Origin of the sequence: Devosia sp. (assembly GCF_017307495.1) — a bacterium.
Classification (GTDB): domain Bacteria; phylum Pseudomonadota; class Alphaproteobacteria; order Rhizobiales; family Devosiaceae; genus Devosia_A.
Genome location: NZ_JAFKHE010000020.1, coordinates 74,106 through 89,202, shown reverse-complemented (window position 1 = coordinate 89,202; position 15,097 = coordinate 74,106). Strand labels below are relative to the sequence as shown.

The 15,097-nt window shown below is 69.2% G+C and carries 16 protein-coding genes; 6 read left to right on the top strand and 10 right to left on the bottom strand.

The annotated features are described in order from the left end of the window. Positions 1–66: 66 nt before the first annotated feature. Both eno and J0I99_RS13090 read right to left on the bottom strand, forming a co-directional pair. Complete coding sequence (gene eno, locus J0I99_RS13095) at positions 67–1,347, bottom strand: phosphopyruvate hydratase (RefSeq protein ID WP_291398134.1); 1,281 nt, start codon at positions 1,345–1,347, stop codon at positions 67–69. 7 nt (positions 1,348–1,354) lie between these two features. Then, entirely contained in the window at positions 1,355–2,374 is a 1,020-nt protein-coding gene (locus J0I99_RS13090; protein ID WP_291398132.1) for an aminoglycoside phosphotransferase family protein, read from the bottom strand. A gap of 124 nt (positions 2,375–2,498) precedes the next feature. Between J0I99_RS13090 and J0I99_RS13085 the strand changes: the two genes are divergently transcribed. After that, a complete protein-coding gene (locus J0I99_RS13085; RefSeq protein WP_291390665.1) occupies positions 2,499–3,251 on the top strand; it encodes an SDR family oxidoreductase in 753 nt (250 codons plus the stop codon). A 55-nt stretch (positions 3,252–3,306) separates the two neighbouring features. On the opposite strand, the gene J0I99_RS13080 is transcribed toward J0I99_RS13085, so the two are convergent. From J0I99_RS13080 to J0I99_RS13065, 4 genes are all read right to left on the bottom strand, one after another. Beyond that, positions 3,307–4,221, bottom strand: a complete 915-nt coding sequence (locus J0I99_RS13080; RefSeq protein ID WP_291398130.1) for an alpha/beta hydrolase — start codon at positions 4,219–4,221, stop codon at positions 3,307–3,309. An 84-nt stretch (positions 4,222–4,305) separates the two neighbouring features. After that, positions 4,306–5,490, bottom strand: coding sequence for an MFS transporter (locus J0I99_RS13075; RefSeq protein ID WP_291398128.1), 1,185 nt, complete (start codon positions 5,488–5,490; stop codon positions 4,306–4,308). 141 nt (positions 5,491–5,631) lie between these two features. Next, positions 5,632–6,468 carry a 5'-3' exonuclease H3TH domain-containing protein gene (locus J0I99_RS13070; RefSeq protein ID WP_291398126.1) on the bottom strand — a complete coding sequence of 279 codons (837 nt, stop codon included), beginning with the start codon at positions 6,466–6,468 and terminating at the stop codon, positions 5,632–5,634. 174 nt (positions 6,469–6,642) lie between these two features. Next, entirely contained in the window at positions 6,643–8,016 is a 1,374-nt protein-coding gene (locus tag J0I99_RS13065) for an FAD-binding oxidoreductase (RefSeq protein ID WP_291398124.1), read from the bottom strand. A 239-nt stretch (positions 8,017–8,255) separates the two neighbouring features. Here J0I99_RS13065 and J0I99_RS13060 point away from each other — a divergent pair, with 239 nt between their 5' ends. Next, positions 8,256–8,606 carry a RidA family protein gene (locus J0I99_RS13060; RefSeq protein ID WP_291398122.1) on the top strand — a complete coding sequence of 117 codons (351 nt, stop codon included), beginning with the start codon at positions 8,256–8,258 and terminating at the stop codon, positions 8,604–8,606. 110 nt (positions 8,607–8,716) lie between these two features. Here J0I99_RS13060 and J0I99_RS13055 read toward each other — a convergent pair whose 3' ends face one another. Continuing rightward, entirely contained in the window at positions 8,717–8,977 is a 261-nt protein-coding gene (locus tag J0I99_RS13055) for a DUF2934 domain-containing protein (protein WP_291398120.1), read from the bottom strand. 272 nt (positions 8,978–9,249) lie between these two features. Here J0I99_RS13055 and J0I99_RS13050 point away from each other — a divergent pair, with 272 nt between their 5' ends. Further along, on the top strand, positions 9,250–9,579 hold the full coding sequence (locus J0I99_RS13050; RefSeq protein ID WP_291398118.1) for a hypothetical protein: 330 nt from the start codon (positions 9,250–9,252) through the stop codon (positions 9,577–9,579). A 193-nt stretch (positions 9,580–9,772) separates the two neighbouring features. Here the strand turns inward: J0I99_RS13050 and J0I99_RS13045 are convergent, their stop codons facing one another. From J0I99_RS13045 to J0I99_RS13035, 3 genes are read right to left on the bottom strand one after another with little or no spacing between them, the layout of a single operon-like run. Beyond that, positions 9,773–10,390, bottom strand: a complete 618-nt coding sequence (locus tag J0I99_RS13045; RefSeq protein ID WP_291398116.1) for a hypothetical protein — start codon at positions 10,388–10,390, stop codon at positions 9,773–9,775. A 5-nt stretch (positions 10,391–10,395) separates the two neighbouring features. Then, a complete protein-coding gene (locus tag J0I99_RS13040) occupies positions 10,396–11,022 on the bottom strand; it encodes a hypothetical protein (RefSeq protein WP_291398114.1) in 627 nt (208 codons plus the stop codon). Further along, complete coding sequence (locus tag J0I99_RS13035; protein WP_291391993.1) at positions 11,009–11,794, bottom strand: MotA/TolQ/ExbB proton channel family protein; 786 nt, start codon at positions 11,792–11,794, stop codon at positions 11,009–11,011. Before J0I99_RS13035 ends, J0I99_RS13040 begins: the two co-directional genes overlap by 14 nt. Before the next feature lie 195 nt (positions 11,795–11,989). On the opposite strand from J0I99_RS13035, the gene J0I99_RS13030 reads away from it, so the two are divergent. The 3 genes from J0I99_RS13030 to J0I99_RS13020 all read left to right on the top strand — a co-directional run bounded on the left by J0I99_RS13030 (position 11,990) and on the right by J0I99_RS13020 (position 15,028). Beyond that, positions 11,990–13,234 (top strand): DUF3422 domain-containing protein, encoded by a 1,245-nt coding sequence (locus J0I99_RS13030; protein WP_291398112.1) that lies wholly within the window; start codon positions 11,990–11,992, stop codon positions 13,232–13,234. A 134-nt stretch (positions 13,235–13,368) separates the two neighbouring features. Then, a complete protein-coding gene (locus J0I99_RS13025) occupies positions 13,369–13,785 on the top strand; it encodes a cytochrome c family protein (protein WP_291391991.1) in 417 nt (138 codons plus the stop codon). 193 nt (positions 13,786–13,978) lie between these two features. Then, complete coding sequence (locus J0I99_RS13020; RefSeq protein ID WP_291391990.1) at positions 13,979–15,028, top strand: LysR family transcriptional regulator; 1,050 nt, start codon at positions 13,979–13,981, stop codon at positions 15,026–15,028. The last annotated feature ends 69 nt before the right edge of the window (positions 15,029–15,097 follow it).

Sequence of the window (15,097 nt, the reverse complement as noted above, 5' to 3'; positions counted from 1 at the left end):
GCTTGCCGCGCCTGTGTCTCCCCTCGGACGTCAATAAGTCCCCCTGCCGGCATTAAGTCGTACAATTTATGGTATGTTGAAACTCCAATAGCGGGCGTTTGGCAAGTTCGTTTCGATTCTGATCACTTCATTCCACTTTGCCGTCCGCTCGGAGCGCGTCATCGAGCCGACCTTGATCTGGTCGGACAGTAATCCGACCGCCAGGTGGCTGAGGGTGACATCCTCGCTTTCACCCGAGCGACCTGACTGGATTGTGTTCCAGCCGAGCGCCCTCGCCGCTGTACTGGCGGCGACGAGCTCGGTCAGCGTGCCGCACTGGTTGGACTTGAGCAGTACCGAGTTGCAGCCGCCCAGGGCCGCGGCGTGGGCGATGCGTTCGGCCGAGGTGGTCAGGTAGTCGTCGCCGATGATCTGCACCGACTGGCCCAGGCGCCGGGTGATCTCGGCGAAGCCGGCATCGTCGTCTTCGGCCAGCGGATCCTCGAGCGAGACGATCGGGTAGGCGCGCACCCAGGTCTCGAGCAGTTCGATCAGCTCGAGCGTGCCCAGTTCGCGACCCTCGAGGGCAAGGCGATAGACGCCGTCGGCGTAGAACGAGGTGGCAGCGACGTCGAGCGCGATGCCGATGTCGCGGCCGGGCCTGAAGCCGGCGTCCTCGATGGCGCGGGTGAGCAGTTCGAGGCCGTCCTCGTTGGCGGTGAAATCGGGCCAGACGCCGCCCTCGTCGGCGACGCCGTTGAGTTTTCCCTGCTGCGCCATGGATCGGGCGGCGGCCATGTAGACCTCGGCGATCTGCTCGGTCGCCTCGGCGAAGCTCTTAGCCCCCACGGCGAGGACGAGGAAATCCTGGATGTCGATGCGGTTGCCGGCATGGCGGCCGCCGCCGAAGATCTGGATCATCGGGGCGGGGATGTGCGGCAGCGCGGGATCGAGCCCGGCGATGTGGCGGAGGTGCTGCCAGAGGAGGATGTGCTGCTCGGCCGCGGCGGCCCAGGCGATCGCGGAGGAGGTGGCGACGATGGCGTTGCCGCCCAGACGGGTCTTCTGCGGCGTGCCGTCCAGCGCGATCAGCGCGGCATCGACCGCGGTCTGGTCGGCGGCATCCATACCCTTGATGCGGCTCGCGATTTCGCCGTTGACCGCGGCGAGGGCGCCGTTGACGCCATAACCGCCGAGGCGCTTGCCGCCGTCGCGCCGGTCAAGCGCCTCGCGGCTGCCGGTGGAGGCACCGGAGGGGGCGATGGCGCGGCCCGTGGCGCCGGAGGCGAGGGTGACCTCGACCTCGACGGTGGGGCGGCCGCGCGAGTCCCACACCTGGCGGCCGAGAATGGACTGGATGGCTGACATGTCGAAACTACCCGGAGGAACGGAGGATGGCGAGGAGATGATGGAGGTCCGGGGCCGGCTCGCGGATCAGCGGCATGGCCCGGTCGCGCACGACCTGGCGTGACGGCTCGGTGAGATATTCGACCGGCGACTTGCCATCGACCCGCGCCAGCATCAGGCACGGCAGCAGGGCGGCGGTGCGCGCCGCGAGGCCGGCGCGGTGGCCGGCGGGGAAGTGGCCGAGCCAGGCGGTCGCGAAGGCCTGCGCCTGGTCGAGCAGCGTCTCGCGCAACGCCGGCAGGTGGATGGACTTCAGCACCAGGTGGTTGAGGCAGAAGGCGGCATCGAAGGCCGGATCACCGTACCAGGCGCACTCGGCGTCGAGCAGCACCGGATGGCCGTCATGGCGCGAGACGAGGATGTTCTTGGGGCTGACGTCGCCATGGACGAGGGCCAGCCGGTTGCCCGCGGTGCTGGCCAGCACGGCCAGGATGCGGTCGGCGAGGGCCGGGTGGCGGCCGGCGGTGTAGCGCAGGTAGGGATCGAGGCGCAGGGCGTCGATCAGCGCGTCGGTGGGGAACTCGGCCGCGGCGGTCGGATCGCCCAGCGTCGCGGCATGGATGCGGCCGAGGGCATCGGCGACGGCCACCGGGACGCGGGGGTCGGCGTGGCCGGCCAGCAGCTCGGTCTTCCACAGCAGGTAGTCCTCGGGCGGCAGGTACTCGAGCAGGGCGATGCCGTGGGCTCGGTCCTCGCCGATCACCCGCGGGGCGGCGCCCGGAACGATGGCATTGGCGCGGCGCAGCCAGGCGACCTCGTAGTGGTTGCGCTCGACCGGCGCCTGCCACTCGGTCGCGACCTTGAGCTGGGACAGGGCGCGCTTGGCGCAATAGAGCCGGCCGTCGGCCAGCCGGATGCGCACGATGTCGGAAGACACGCCGCCGGTCAGCGGCTCGACCTCGAGGCGCGGGCCCGCGGCGATGCCGGCGGCAGCGAAGATGGGGGGAAGCAGCGCTTCCCAGCTTGAGTCTTTCGTCGCGGTCAGCATCGTCCCCTGCCCATTGCCGTGGCTCGTATGGTACGCAGCGGATGGCATTGCAACAATCGACCTGACGGTTGCGCTTTGGTCGCAGGACGGTTTGGTCGCACCAGGACCAGGAGGAGAGTGAACGATGGGACGGCTCGAGGGCAAGGTGGTGTTCATGACCGCGGCGGCGGCCGGGATCGGCGGCGCGGCGGCGGTGGCATTTGCACGCGAGGGGGCGCGGGTGATCGCCACCGATCGCGACGCGGCGGCAATCGCGCGGAAGGGCGAGGAGCTGGGACGGATTTCGGCGGGACACGAGGCCTATGCGCTCGATGTCACCGACCATGCCGCGCTGCGGGCGGCGGCGGCGCGGCACGCCGGGGTGAACGTGCTCTACAACGGTGCCGGCTGGGTGCACCAGGGCATGCTGGGGACGACGACGCTCGAGGACTGGCAGCGCAGCTTCGACATCAACGTGACGCCGATGTTCGTGCTGACCCAGGCGTTCCTGCCGGCCTTCATCGCGCAGGGCGGGGCCTCGATCATCAACGTCGCCTCGGTGGCGAGCTCGCTCAAGGGGGTGCCGAACCGGGTGAGCTACATGTCGAGCAAGGCGGCGGTGATCGGGTTCACCAAGTCAGTGGCGTTCGACTACATGAAGAACGGCATCCGGGCCAACGCGCTCTGCCCGGGCAGCGTCGATTCGCCGTCGCTGCACGAGCGCGCGCATGCGCTCGGCGAGCATGACGAGGTGTGGAAGACCTTCATCGCGCGCCAGCCGATGGGCCGCATGGCGCAGCCCGAGGAGATGGCGCACCTGTGCGTCTATCTCGCCAGCGACGAGAGCGCCTACGCCACGGGCACGAACTTCATCGCGGACGGCGGGATCACGCTGTAGGCAGCGAGGCCGGGTCCGGGGGGCGGGCGCGCCGGCTGTCGCGCCCGGGCCTGCGCTATTTCGCGATGACGCCCTGCAGCTTCAGCCAGTTGGCCAGCAGCTCGGGCCAGGGGTCGGAGAGCCAGCCTTCTTTCGCCATGCCGTAGCCGTGGCCGCCATTGCCGAAGATGTGCAGTTCGACCGGCTTGCCGGCCTTGTGCCAGGCTTCGTAGAGGCGGAGCGAGGAGAGGGCGGGGACCGAGCCGTCGTCGTCGGAAATGACGATGAACAGCGGGCAGGCATCGGCCGGGACGGGCGCGCCCTCGCGCCAGGCGGCGTAGATCGGGGCGGCGAAATCGGGGCGCGACTGCGCGTCGTGCTCGAGCACCGGGCCCATGGTGACGCCGCCGCCGGCGGAAAAGCCGGTGATGCCGATGCGGTTCGGGTCGATGCCCCAGTGGGCAGCGTTGGCGCGCACGAAGCGGATGGCCTGGCGGCCGTCTTCCTCGCCCCACAGCCGGGCCTCGTGCATCGCCTGACGCATCGGGTGGTTGGGATCGGTCTTGCTGGCGGCGAGGCGGGCCTGCAGGTCGTTGCGGAACTCGAGCAGTTGCGCGTCGTCGTCGGTGGAGCGGCCGAGGCGGTATTTCAGCACGAAGCAGGTGACGCCCTGACCTGCCAGCCAGCGGGCCATGTCGTAGCCCTCGTGGTCGACGAGCAGGAAGTGGAAGGCGCCGCCGGGCGCGATGACCATGGCGGCGCCGGTGGCCTTGCCGGGCGCGGGGCGGAAGGCGGTGACGGTCGGGGTCACGACGTTGCGGGTCAGCCGGCGCGGGGACGTGGTCGGCCACGGCACCGGCATGGTGCGCTCGGACCAGGTCCAGCCTTCCGAGCCGGGCGCGGCGCCCGGCCAGATGCGATAGACGCCCTCGGCATCGGGCGCTTCGAGCGCGGGCTGGCGGTCGGGCGGGGCGGTGATGGTGGTGTTCATGCGTGTTCCTCCGGTGGCGGAGGTTAGGCGGAGATCGCGGCAGGGGGCAATGCGCCGGGGCGGAAGATTTCGGATGACGCGGGGTCAGGCCACGGCGAGGGCCTCGCGGCGATCGCGGGCCGTCACGAAGTAGGCGAGCACGCTCGCACACAGGGCCGCAGCCACGGAAATGAGCGGCAGCTGGGCGTAGGCGAAGCCGGCGCCGAGGGCGGTGGCGCTGATCCATGAGCCGGTGGCGGTGCCGACATTGAACACCGAGGAGATGAGGGTCGAGGCGAGGTCGGGCGCCTCGCCAGCGCCCTTGAGCACGCGGTTCTGCACCGTGGTGGCAACGAGCGTGATCGGCAGGGCGATCAGCCCGGCGAGGGCGATGCCCAGCCACAGGTTGCCCGGCGACAGGACGTAGACGGCGACATAGACGGCCGCGAGCAGCGGGTAGGCGTAGCGCAGCGTCTCGGTGGGGCGCAGGTCGGCGAGACGGCCGCCGATGAAGATGCCGACCGTCGCCCCGATGCCGGTGAGCAGCAGCACGCCGGAGATCCACGCCGCAGGCACGCCGACGACGTCGGTCAGATAGGGCGCGATGAAGGTGTTGAGGCCCCATAGCGCGATCATCATCAGGAAGATGAGGGCGAACGAGGTCAGCACGCGGTGGTTGCCGAGCGCGCGGAACTGGGTGGCGATGCTGGCGCGGGCGGACTGGCCGGTGCTCGAGTCGGGCACGAAGACCAGCACGGCGAGCGCGCCGACCGTCGCCATGGCCGCCACCATCCACAGCGGCGCCCGCCAGCCCAGCATCTGCCCGAGCATCGTGCCGGCGGGGACGCCGATGATATTGGCGATGGTGACGCCGGCGAAGATGAAGGAGAGCGCGGTGCCGACCCGGTCCCGGGGGGCGATGGTGGCGACGAGGACGACCGCGACGCCGAAATAGCCGCCATGACCGGTGGCCGAAAGCAGCCGTCCGGCGAGGGCCCAGCCGAAGTCGCCGGCGAGCCCGGTGATGAAGTGCCCGGCGATGAACAGGGCCATCAGGATAAGCGCGGCGCGCTTGCGGGTGAGCGGGGCGAGCAGCAGCGTCAGGATCGGGCCGCCCACGGCGACGCCGATGGCATAGGCGGTGACGAGCAGGCCGGCTGTCGGGATGGGCACGGACAGGTCGGCCGCGATCGCCGGCAGGATGCCCGCGATGACGAATTCCGTCGTGCCGATACTGAGCGTACCGAGAAACAGTGCGAAGATGGCGATGTAGATCGCAACCTCCTCCAAAAGGCAGCTGCCACAATACTGTAGATCGGGCGCGTCGGATAGGCAGCAAGACTGTCGCTCTTCGGCCGTGCGTCAGTCGCATCGACGCATTGTCCGGGGATCAGGACGGCTGGCCGGCCGTGCCATTTCCGCGGCAGCGGTTCACGTCTTGGCCAATCCCTCCAGCCGGTCGGCGAGGTTGTTGAGTTCCCAGGCGCGCGCCAGTGCCGCCGCCTTGTCCCAGGTCGGGCGCTGGTCGGGGATCGGCGCGAGCGGGGCGGTGGTGACCATGGTGGCGAGGCGCCTGTAGAGGCGGAGGTCGTCGGCCACCGCCTCGAACTTGCCGTCAGCGAGCATGGCCTCGAGGTCGGGATAGCGCTTCAACAGGCTCGCCGCGGTGGTGGCGCCGATGCCCCTCGCGCCGGGGATCTTGTCGGAGGGGTCGCCGCGCAGCGCAATGAAGTCGGGCACCTGCCTCGGTTCGACGCCGTAGCGCTCGCGCACCTCGGCGATGCCGACGCGGGCGATCTCGCCGGCCTTGACCGGGTGCAGCACGGTGGTGCGCTCGGAGACGAGCTGGAAGGCGTCGCGGTCGCCGCTGGCAACGAGCACGGTGCCGCTGGCCGTCTCCTCGAGCGCGACGGCGGTGGCGAGGAAATCGTCGGCCTCGAAGCCGGCGGCCTTGCCCGAGGCAAAGCCCATGGCGGCGACGAGCTCGGGCAGCACGTCGAGCTGGTCGACGATCTCGTCGTCGAACACGCGGCCGCCCTGGTAGTCGGGGAACTCCAGCGCGCGCCAGTTCGGTTCGCTCAGCGTGTCCCAGCCGACGATGACGGCGCGCGGTCGTTCGGCCTCGTAGAGGCGGAGCAGGTAGTTGGCGAAGCCGACGATAGCGCCGCCGCCCTTGTCGCCGGCCCGCCGGATCGTCTTGGGCAGGCCGTGATAGGCGCGGTGGGCGAAGGAATCGCCGTCGACGACGAGGAGCGGACGATCGGGCATCGGGCGGACTCGGCCGGTTGCGGGACGCATATAGCGGGCCGGCCGGCCGGGAACGTCAAGGGCGGGAGGGCCGAATGGGAAGCGCGGGAGCCCGCGACCGAGCCCCGGCAGCGGCTGCGCTTCCCATCCGTGGCCGCGGCGCCCCCTTGCGCGGGCGCCGCCATCCGTCGGGCCTCAGGCGGCCGGGGGGATGTTCTGGTTGAGCCGGAACAGGTTCTCGGGGTCGTACTTGGCCTTGACCTGGCGCAGCCGGTCCCACGTCGGGCCCGGGTAGGCGGCGCGCAGGCGCTCCGGGCCTTCGTTGGAGACGAAGTTCACGTAGGCGCCGGCATCGTGCTGGCGCAGCGCCGCGATGCCGGCGCTGGCCCAGCGCTCGTGCGGCTCGGTCGGCCCGCCATACATGGCGAGCAGGCCGACGAGGATGCGGCTCCTGCGATGGGCATAGGCGGTATCGCCGACCGGCACGCGGGCGGCGGCGCCGCCGAGGACGCGGACCTGGCCGATGAACATCGGCGCGTCGGTGCGGCCCAGGTGCTCGATCAGGGTGCGGGCATCGGCGAGGCCGACCGTGTCCATGTAGAGCGCGCGGGTGGTGACGGCCGGGCGCAGGTTCGGATCCTCGGGGATATAGAGGCTCGAGAGCGGGGCCGGTCCGACGAGGTCGGCAATGGCGGGGGCGAGGGCGCGGAAGGGCGCGAGCGCGCGGGCCGCGGCCTCGGCGTCGCCGGCATGGGCCATCATGCCCATGAGCACGAGCTGGCCGTGGACATGCGGCGGGATGAAGGGCAGCGGCGGGGCCGGCATCAGGTTGACGATGGCGGTCAGCTCGTCGGGCGCCGCCTCGGCGGCGGCGACGAAGCCGGCCAGGACCTCCGGCGTCGCCGGCAGGATCAGCGGGCCGCCGACGAAGCTGGGCAGCGCATGCAGCCGGAACCGGAAGCGGGTGACGACGCCGAAATTGCCGCCGCCGCCGCGCAGGGCCCAGAACAGGTCGGAATGATGCTCGGCATCGGCGACGAGGATGTCGCCGTCGGCGGTGACGATCTCGGCGGCGAGCAGCGAATCGATGGTGAGGCCATGCTTGCGCACGAGGTAGCCGATGCCGCCGCCCAGGGTGATGCCGCCGAGGCCGACCGTGCCGGAATCGCCGAGCGGCAGGATGAGCCCGTGCGGCTCGAGCGCGGCGGTCACTGCTCCGGCATTGAGGCCGGTGCCGAACCAGCCGGTGCGGCCGGCATGGTCGATGTCGATGCCGGTGAGGTCGCGCAGGTCGATGACGAGGCCGCCATTGCTGCCCGAAAAGCCGCCGACGCTGTGGCCGCCGGAGCGGACGGCGAGCTCGAGGTCGGTGGCCCTGGCGAAGTTGATCACCGCGGCGATGTCGGCGGCAGTGGCGACGCGGATCACGGCGGCCGGGGTCTTGTCGAAGTTCGCCAAGGCGACGATGCGCAGGCCGTCATAGTCCGGGCTCCCCGGGGTCACGACGCGCCCCCTGAGGGCGCTCGCCAGCATCTCGATCTGGTCTTCCAGCGGAAAACGCTTGTCCATTCCCATAAACTCGCTTGCGGAGGGTGTTTGTGGGGGCGGGGCAATAGTCACGCGCCCGTGAACGCCGGCTGAACGCCGCGCTCAGGATCGGATCAGCTGGATGAACGGCGGCGGTCCGGCGCCGCAGCCGCAACGGCGGACCGGAACCAAAGTGGGGCCGACGAGGGGGTGATTCCGGCTTTCGTCCCGGCGCCGCAGCCGCTACATCAGGCTCCGGATTTTCACCAAGGAGCACTTCCATGAGCATCACCCGCTACCAGCCCGGCAAGCGCATGAGCATGGCCGTCAAGCACGGCAATACCGTCTACCTCGCCGGGCAGGTCGCCCAGGACTACAACGGCCCGATCGAGAAGCAGACCGCCGAGGTGCTCGAGGCGATCGACAAGCTGCTCGCCGAGGCCGGCACCAGCAAGTCCAAGGTGCTCAGCGTCCAGGTGATCCTCAACAATATCGGCGACTTCGCCGCGATGAACTCGGTCTACGACGCCTGGATCGACCCGGCCAACCCGCCGGCCCGCGCCTGCATCGAAGCCCGCCTGGCGCATCCCGCGCTGAAGGTCGAGATCATCGCCGTCGCGGCAGTGGACTGAGTCCAGCGGCCGCGTTCGAACGTGCGTCCCCGGGGGTTTTCGCCCGGGGATGACGGATATCGCGCCCGGTCCCACGGACCGGGCGTTGTCGTCCGCGGCAGGGGTCGGGCTTACTTCGCCTTCGCGGCCGATTGCCGGGTCGGCTTTGCCTCCGGCGTGGCGGCGGCGGCCCGGGCGACGCCATTGGCCGTGGCCTCGACGAAGGCCCGGATCGCCTCGGCGCGGGCCAGGCTCCAGTAGTGGTCCTGGCGGCCTTCCGGACTGCCGTCGGCCTCCCACATGAAATAGGCGCGCTGGCGGATCGCCTCTTCGCTGACGATCGCGGCGGGGTCGGCAGGCCTGGGCGCGGTGGGCACTGATTTGGCGGGCATCGTCATTCCCTCGCGAGGCGGGGGGCGCCGGGATGGCGCGCCACCCTCATGCAGACGTAAAGCCACAGGCTAGCAGCAGCGCGACCCGCCGCGAAGACCTGCCGTCGCACACGCGCCATGACCGCCCTGACCGCCACGCGCGCGGGCCCGGTTGCGCCCGGCGCGACGCTGCCGGCCGGGGACCGCCCCGAGGCTGCCACCAAGCTGTCATGGCGGCACCAAATTGCCGCGAGCAAATTGACTTGTACGCAGCGCGAATCAATGGTGGCGGCATGGCAGAGGCACAACTCAGCGAGACGGTGGTTTCGTTCCGGCTGAAGCGGGCGGAGGAGTTCGCGCGGCAGTGGCGGATCAACGCCCGGCGGCTGCAGTCGCTCGCCAACAATCCGCAGACGCCGGATTCGGTCCGGGCCGACGCGCTGAGCGAGGCGCGCTCGGCCGCCGAGATCGTCGGGCGCCGGGCCGAGGAGATGGCGGCCTTCGCCCTGGCGCGCGGGTTCTCCGCCTGGGAGACGGACCCGCTGGTGGCGCCGGTGGTGGTCGAGATCCGGGCGGTCGAGAACGCGCTCACCTATGCCGTGGAGGCGCTGGGCAAGGGGTGAGGCCTATCGGCCATCGCCTTGTTTGCGGGAGGAGGTGCCCGAAGGGCGGATGAGGGGTCTGTCTCAGCCCTCTCATCGCTCGTCGCTACGCTCCGATCGCGCAGACTTAGTCTGCGAACCCCTCATCCGGCGCTACGCGCCACCTTCTCCCGCAAGGGGAGAAGGCAAGGCAGAGGTGGCGAGCATGGCTGCCTTACTGGCCGACCTGCACCACGCCCTTGTCGGGCAGCGGGACCGGCGGCATTTCCGAGAAGGTGAGCGTGCCGGGGTCGCCGACATTCTCGAAGCCCTCGCCGCCCTGGCCCTGGCCCTGGGTGGCGGCGCCCTGCATGTCGACGGCGCCGGCGCCCTTTTCCTGCGGGGCGACGTCCTTTGCCGCTTCTTCCGAGCCGGTGGCGGCGAACTGGCCGAGCACCTTGCCGCCGCCCTCGATCTGCTGCTGGGCGGTGGCGACGTCGCTGGCGGTCTCGACCTCGTAGGGCACCTCGAAGGCGCGGGGCGGGGCGATCACCACCTGCTGGTCGTCGACCTCCTCGATCCACAGGTAGATGTGGCCGGGCAGGCCCTTGAGCTTGTCCGGCTCGACGATGCGGGTCGACAGCAGGCTGAAGCGGGCCGGCATCCGGTCGGTCGAGGCCCAGCCGATCAGGCCGGTCATGGTGAAATACAGCACGATCACCGAGCCGAGCGTGACGACGATCATCAGCGCCTTCACCCACCAGCGCCACAGCGAGAACAGGTTGAGGCTGAGCAGGAGCAGCGCCAGCAGCAGGAACAGGGCGATGGAGCCGGTGATGACGAGCGTGTTCATCCCTGTCAGCCCTTGCGCACGGCCTGGATCAGCGAGACCGGCACGGTGTTGATGTTGCTGACCGCGCCGTCGGCGTCGACGGTGAAGCGGATCACGGTCTTCTCGTCGCCCTTCTTGTCGAGCACGAGCGTGTCGTAATAGACCACCGAGACCTTGGGGTTGATCTTCTCGACCTTCACCGTCACCGGCACCGCGGCGTTGGTGGGGTTGGTGTAGTGGTAGATGTTGACGATGTATTCGCCTGGCAGGATGCCGCGGACGCTCACCGTCTCCTGGTTGAGCGCGACGTGGTGCTTGACGCCGTTGACCGTCACCTCGTCGAGGTAGTTGCCGCGGTCGTCGCGATCGAGGGTGACGAAGCCCTTCTGCATCGAGTGGTACCAGACGACGTTGCCGGTCGGGTCCTGCACGTAGGTGTCGATGTCGTCCTCGTTGTCGTCCGGCCAGGTCGTGGTGATGATGAACTCGGCATTGGTGTCGATGATGCCGGACTTGGCGTCGGGACGGATCAGCGCGAAGGCGATGAACACCATCATCGCGAAGCCGAGCAGCGCGTTGAACAGGATGTCGGTGAACGGAACGAAGGTCCCGTCGTCGCTCTCGGAGCCGGAAAACAGACTAGGCCCGTCCATCGTGACTCTTCTCGATGGCCGGCACGACATTGATCTCGCTGACTTCGGCGATGGTCGAGAACAGCTCGCCGATGGCCTCGTCGAGCTGGAAATACTCGAACTTCAGCACGAGCGCGGCGGCGATGCCGGAGACGGTGACGTTGAGCGCCACGGCCATGCCACCGGTCATGCCGGCGAGCGCCCCGCGCAGCGTCTCGGCATCGAACGAGGACAGGCCGGCGATCGGGATCAGCATCAGGATGAAGCCGATGGCGGTGCCGAGCAGCGCCAGGCGCAGCAGGCCCTCGGAGACGAACAGGCCGAGCTTTTCGCGGGCCCGCAGCCGGTCGGCGACAGTGCGCAGCAGCAGCGTCTGGTCGATCCGGCCGGCGCCGCCGAGATCGGCCTTGCGCACGAGGTTGGCCACGTGGCTGGCCAGGATGCCGGGCTCGACCAGGGTGCCGGCGCCGGTCAGCACCTTGTCGCCGAGCAGGCGGAAGCCGGTCCGGCTCTCGGCCTCGATCACGGCCCGGGCCTTGCGCGCCGCGATCAGCTCGCGGCTGACGTCGACGGCATGGAACAGGGCGTTGAGCGAGGTAATCAGGAACAGCCCGAAGATGAGCAGCGAGATCCGGGTGTGGTCGGATTCGAGGACGGTCGCCAGCAGGCCCGTCTGCCACAGGGTCAGCAGCAGGAGCGCCACCAGCCCCATCACCACCAGCCAGCGCAGCACGGGGGCATAGTCGCGCACCTGCATCGGCGATCCGATGACCGCGGCCTTCACGTCGTCCAAAGCCGAATACTCCTCCTCCGGCACCCGCCTTGGCGGGCGCTCCCTGGGCAACCGCTAGCACGCGCGGGCAATCGCCCTTGCCTATGCATCGCATTGGAAAAGCCGAACGGGGCGGCCGGCAGCGCGACAAAGTGACGATTGCGGGCGGGCACGAGAGCCGCCACGCTGGGAACCGGCAGCAGGGAGCGTACGACAGTGACGGCGTGGCAGGAACATCGATATCGGCGGCTGATCGATGCCGAGACGCATGCGCGGCCGGTGCTGCCGGCTTCGCCGCCGGTCCGCATCCGGCGGCTGGCGTTCATGAGCGCCGATGGCGGGGCCGACCTGCGCGCGCTGCACGAGAAGATGGGCGTCGTCGCCGGCGCAGCGCCCGAGGGGCCGGCCTGGGCGCGGCAGCTGGTGTTCCGGCGCGACGGCCGGCAGGTGACGTGGGAGCTGCACAACGAGTTCGCCACCATCACCTGGACCGGCCCGACCGACGACTGGGAGGCGAGGCCGGCTGGGATCGGGCTCGAGCTGCACGAGAACCTGCTGCTGGTGTTCGCGACCCGGATCGACGTCATCGGCACCGAATCGATCGCCGAGAGTGCGCTGGCCGGGTTCAGCCCCTTGAGCCTGAGCTATTCGTCGATCTTCGACGGTGGAGCGCAGGCGGCGACCGATTTCCGTCTCGACGAGGACGGGTTCACCCGCTTCGAGGTTGCGGCGGGCCACAGCGGCGAACTCAGGATCGGGGTGATCGTCAGGCGCCTGCTCGAGATCGAGACCTACCGCACCATGGCGCTGATCGGCCTGCCGCTGGCGCGCGAGATGGGCGGACAGGTGTCGAGCTACGAGCGGCAGCTCGCGGCGATTATGCAAAAGGCCGGGGACGGGGACACGGCCGAGGCCCACAATGCGGCGCTCGAGGCGCTGCACCGGCTGTCGGGCGAGATCAGCCGCACCGTCGAGCTGACCAGCTTCCGCTTCGCCGCGACGCAGGCCTATGGCGAGGTGCTGGCCGAGCGGCTGACGCGGCTGCGGGAAAAGGCGATCGGGGAGTTCACCACCATCGAGCGCTTCCTCAACAACCGGACGCAGCCGGCGCTCGCCACCTGCCGGGCCACCGAGAAGCGGCTCACGGCGCTGACCGAGAAGGTGCAGCGGGCGATCGAGCTGCTCGACGCGCGCATCACGCTGTCGATCCAGACGCAGAACCGGGCCGTGCTCGACGGCATCTCGCAGACCGGGCGCAGCCAGTACCGGCTGCAGCTCACCGTCGAGGGCTTGTCGATCATCGCCATCTCGTATTATGCGCTCGGCATCCTGGGCTATGTGTTCGAGGGGCTGCACGAGGTGCTGCCGTTCAGCAAGGGCGAGATGACGGCGGTGGCAGCGCCGGTGGTCGTGCTCGTGGTGTTCCTCGCCATCCGGCGCATCCGGCGGCAAGCGCACTGATGACACATATTGGCAAAAGCGGGCGCCGGACATGGCATGAGCCCGGCTGAGATGGTGCAGGCAATGCACCGAGATGATCAATGGCGTCCGAGAGCGCCCGTCGTGACTTGCGGCGACGAACTGGAGAAGAGTGAATGAGAGTCCTGGCCCTTGGTCTGGTGATTTCGGCGCTGCTCGGCGCCACGGCCTTCGCCGACGACAGTGTCGCGGATGGCGAGAAGGTGTTCAAGAAGTGCGCCGCGTGCCACGCGGTCGGCGAGGGCGCCAAGAACAAGGTCGGCCCCGAGCTGAACAACCTGTTCGGCCGCGTCGCCGGATCGCATCCGGACTTCAACTATTCCAAGGCCATGGTCGAAGCCGGCGCCGGCGGCCTGGTGTGGACGTCCGAGACGCTGCACCAGTACCTGGTCAAGCCGAAGGACTTCGTGAAGGGCAACAAGATGAGCTTCCCCGGCCTCAAGGAGCAGGAAGACATCGACAACCTCGTCGCCTACCTGTCGACCTTCTCGACCGCCCCGACGGCGGACCCGGCCGCGACCCCGGCGCAGTAAACCAGCCCCAGGGGGTGCCGCCTGGTGCCCCGCGATTCGCACGAACAGCGCCCTCTCCGCCCAGCGGGGAGGGCGTTTTGCTGCGCCTACGACTTTTTGACCAATGCGCGCCGGCGTGATGGATGCGACATTCTATTGGCTTATCGAATGTGACGCATTGTGATCACATAATGGGCACACAGATGAGCCCCGCATGGATATCACCCTAAAACAGATGCAAATCTTCCGCGCCGTCGTGATCGCCGGGTCGATCACGAAGGCGTCGCGACGCGTTGGCTTGAGCCAGCCTTCGATCAGCCAGCAGCTGGCCAAGCTCGAGGAGCGGCTGGGCACGCAGCTGATCAACCGCAACCGCACCGGATCGGTGAGCCTGACGCCGTCGGGCGAGTACTGGTTCAAGTTCTCCGACGAGGTGCTGCGCAAGTTCGACCAGGCAATCGACGAGCATGAGAAGCGCTATGTCGACAGCCGCGTGTTCCTCAGGATCGGGCTCAGCCCGACGCTGCGCGGGCGCTTTCTCAGCGCGGCGGCGCGCATCGCCAGCGAGGAGCCGGGCTTCGCCAAGTTCGAGGTGACCTACGCCACGACCAGCAGCGAACTGGTCGAGCAGCTGCGGCTGCACCAGCTCAACTGCGTGATCGTCAACGACGAGGCGCTGGCCGAGGATCGCTCGAGCTTCTCGACGGCGCTGCTGTTCCGCGATCCGATGGCGCTGCTGATACCGGCCGAGGTGCCGCAGGGCATGCTGGAGAAGGCGCTGGCCAAGGGGGTCAAGCCGGCCCAGCTCGATCCGGCCTTTGCCCGCTATGTCGAGATCAGCTCGAACGTGCCGATGCGTCCGGTGTCGGACGCCTGGTACCGGGCCCACCTGCCGTTCGCGACGCCCGCCTTCACCGCCATGACCTACGTGGCGGCGGCGGACATCGTCGCCGAGGGGCTGGCTACCGCGCACGTGCCGCTGTCGCTGCTGCCGAGCCTGCCGGGTTCGGTGCGCAACCGCGTCCGCGTCTACACCTTGCCGGGGATGGATCGCTCGATCGTGCTGGCCATGCCCAAGCACCTGATGACGCTGCTCGGCTATGCCAACATCTTCAAGCGGCTGACCGACTTCTGCCGCAACGAATACAGCCAGAACGTGCCCAAGGAGAGCCTGCTCGAGCTGCCGCATCCGGAACGGCCCCGGACCGAGCGGGAGGCGGCCCCGGTCGTGGCGGCAGCCGACCTGCAGCAGAATTTCCAATAGATGAAATAGGCAAACTCCCCCTCGCATCGGTCTTATGTGGCGCCAGTGCCAACTCACTAGACCGATCCC

Excerpts from the sequence above, each read along its gene's own strand:
- eno (WP_291398134.1), bottom strand. The coding sequence starts at position 1,347 with ATGTCAGCCATCCAGTCCATTCTCGGCCGCCAGGTGTGGGACTCGCGC.
- J0I99_RS13090 (WP_291398132.1), bottom strand. The coding sequence starts at position 2,374 with ATGCTGACCGCGACGAAAGACTCAAGCTGGGAAGCGCTGCTTCCCCCC.
- J0I99_RS13085 (WP_291390665.1), top strand. The coding sequence starts at position 2,499 with ATGGGACGGCTCGAGGGCAAGGTGGTGTTCATGACCGCGGCGGCGGCC.
- J0I99_RS13080 (WP_291398130.1), bottom strand. The coding sequence starts at position 4,221 with ATGAACACCACCATCACCGCCCCGCCCGACCGCCAGCCCGCGCTCGAA.
- J0I99_RS13070 (WP_291398126.1), bottom strand. The coding sequence starts at position 6,468 with ATGCCCGATCGTCCGCTCCTCGTCGTCGACGGCGATTCCTTCGCCCAC.
- J0I99_RS13065 (WP_291398124.1), bottom strand. The coding sequence starts at position 8,016 with ATGGACAAGCGTTTTCCGCTGGAAGACCAGATCGAGATGCTGGCGAGC.
- J0I99_RS13060 (WP_291398122.1), top strand. The coding sequence starts at position 8,256 with ATGAGCATCACCCGCTACCAGCCCGGCAAGCGCATGAGCATGGCCGTC.
- J0I99_RS13055 (WP_291398120.1), bottom strand. The coding sequence starts at position 8,977 with ATGCCCGCCAAATCAGTGCCCACCGCGCCCAGGCCTGCCGACCCCGCC.
- J0I99_RS13050 (WP_291398118.1), top strand. The coding sequence starts at position 9,250 with ATGGCAGAGGCACAACTCAGCGAGACGGTGGTTTCGTTCCGGCTGAAG.
- J0I99_RS13045 (WP_291398116.1), bottom strand. The coding sequence starts at position 10,390 with ATGAACACGCTCGTCATCACCGGCTCCATCGCCCTGTTCCTGCTGCTG.
- J0I99_RS13040 (WP_291398114.1), bottom strand. The coding sequence starts at position 11,022 with ATGGACGGGCCTAGTCTGTTTTCCGGCTCCGAGAGCGACGACGGGACC.
- J0I99_RS13025 (WP_291391991.1), top strand. The coding sequence starts at position 13,369 with ATGAGAGTCCTGGCCCTTGGTCTGGTGATTTCGGCGCTGCTCGGCGCC.
- J0I99_RS13020 (WP_291391990.1), top strand. The coding sequence starts at position 13,979 with ATGGATATCACCCTAAAACAGATGCAAATCTTCCGCGCCGTCGTGATC.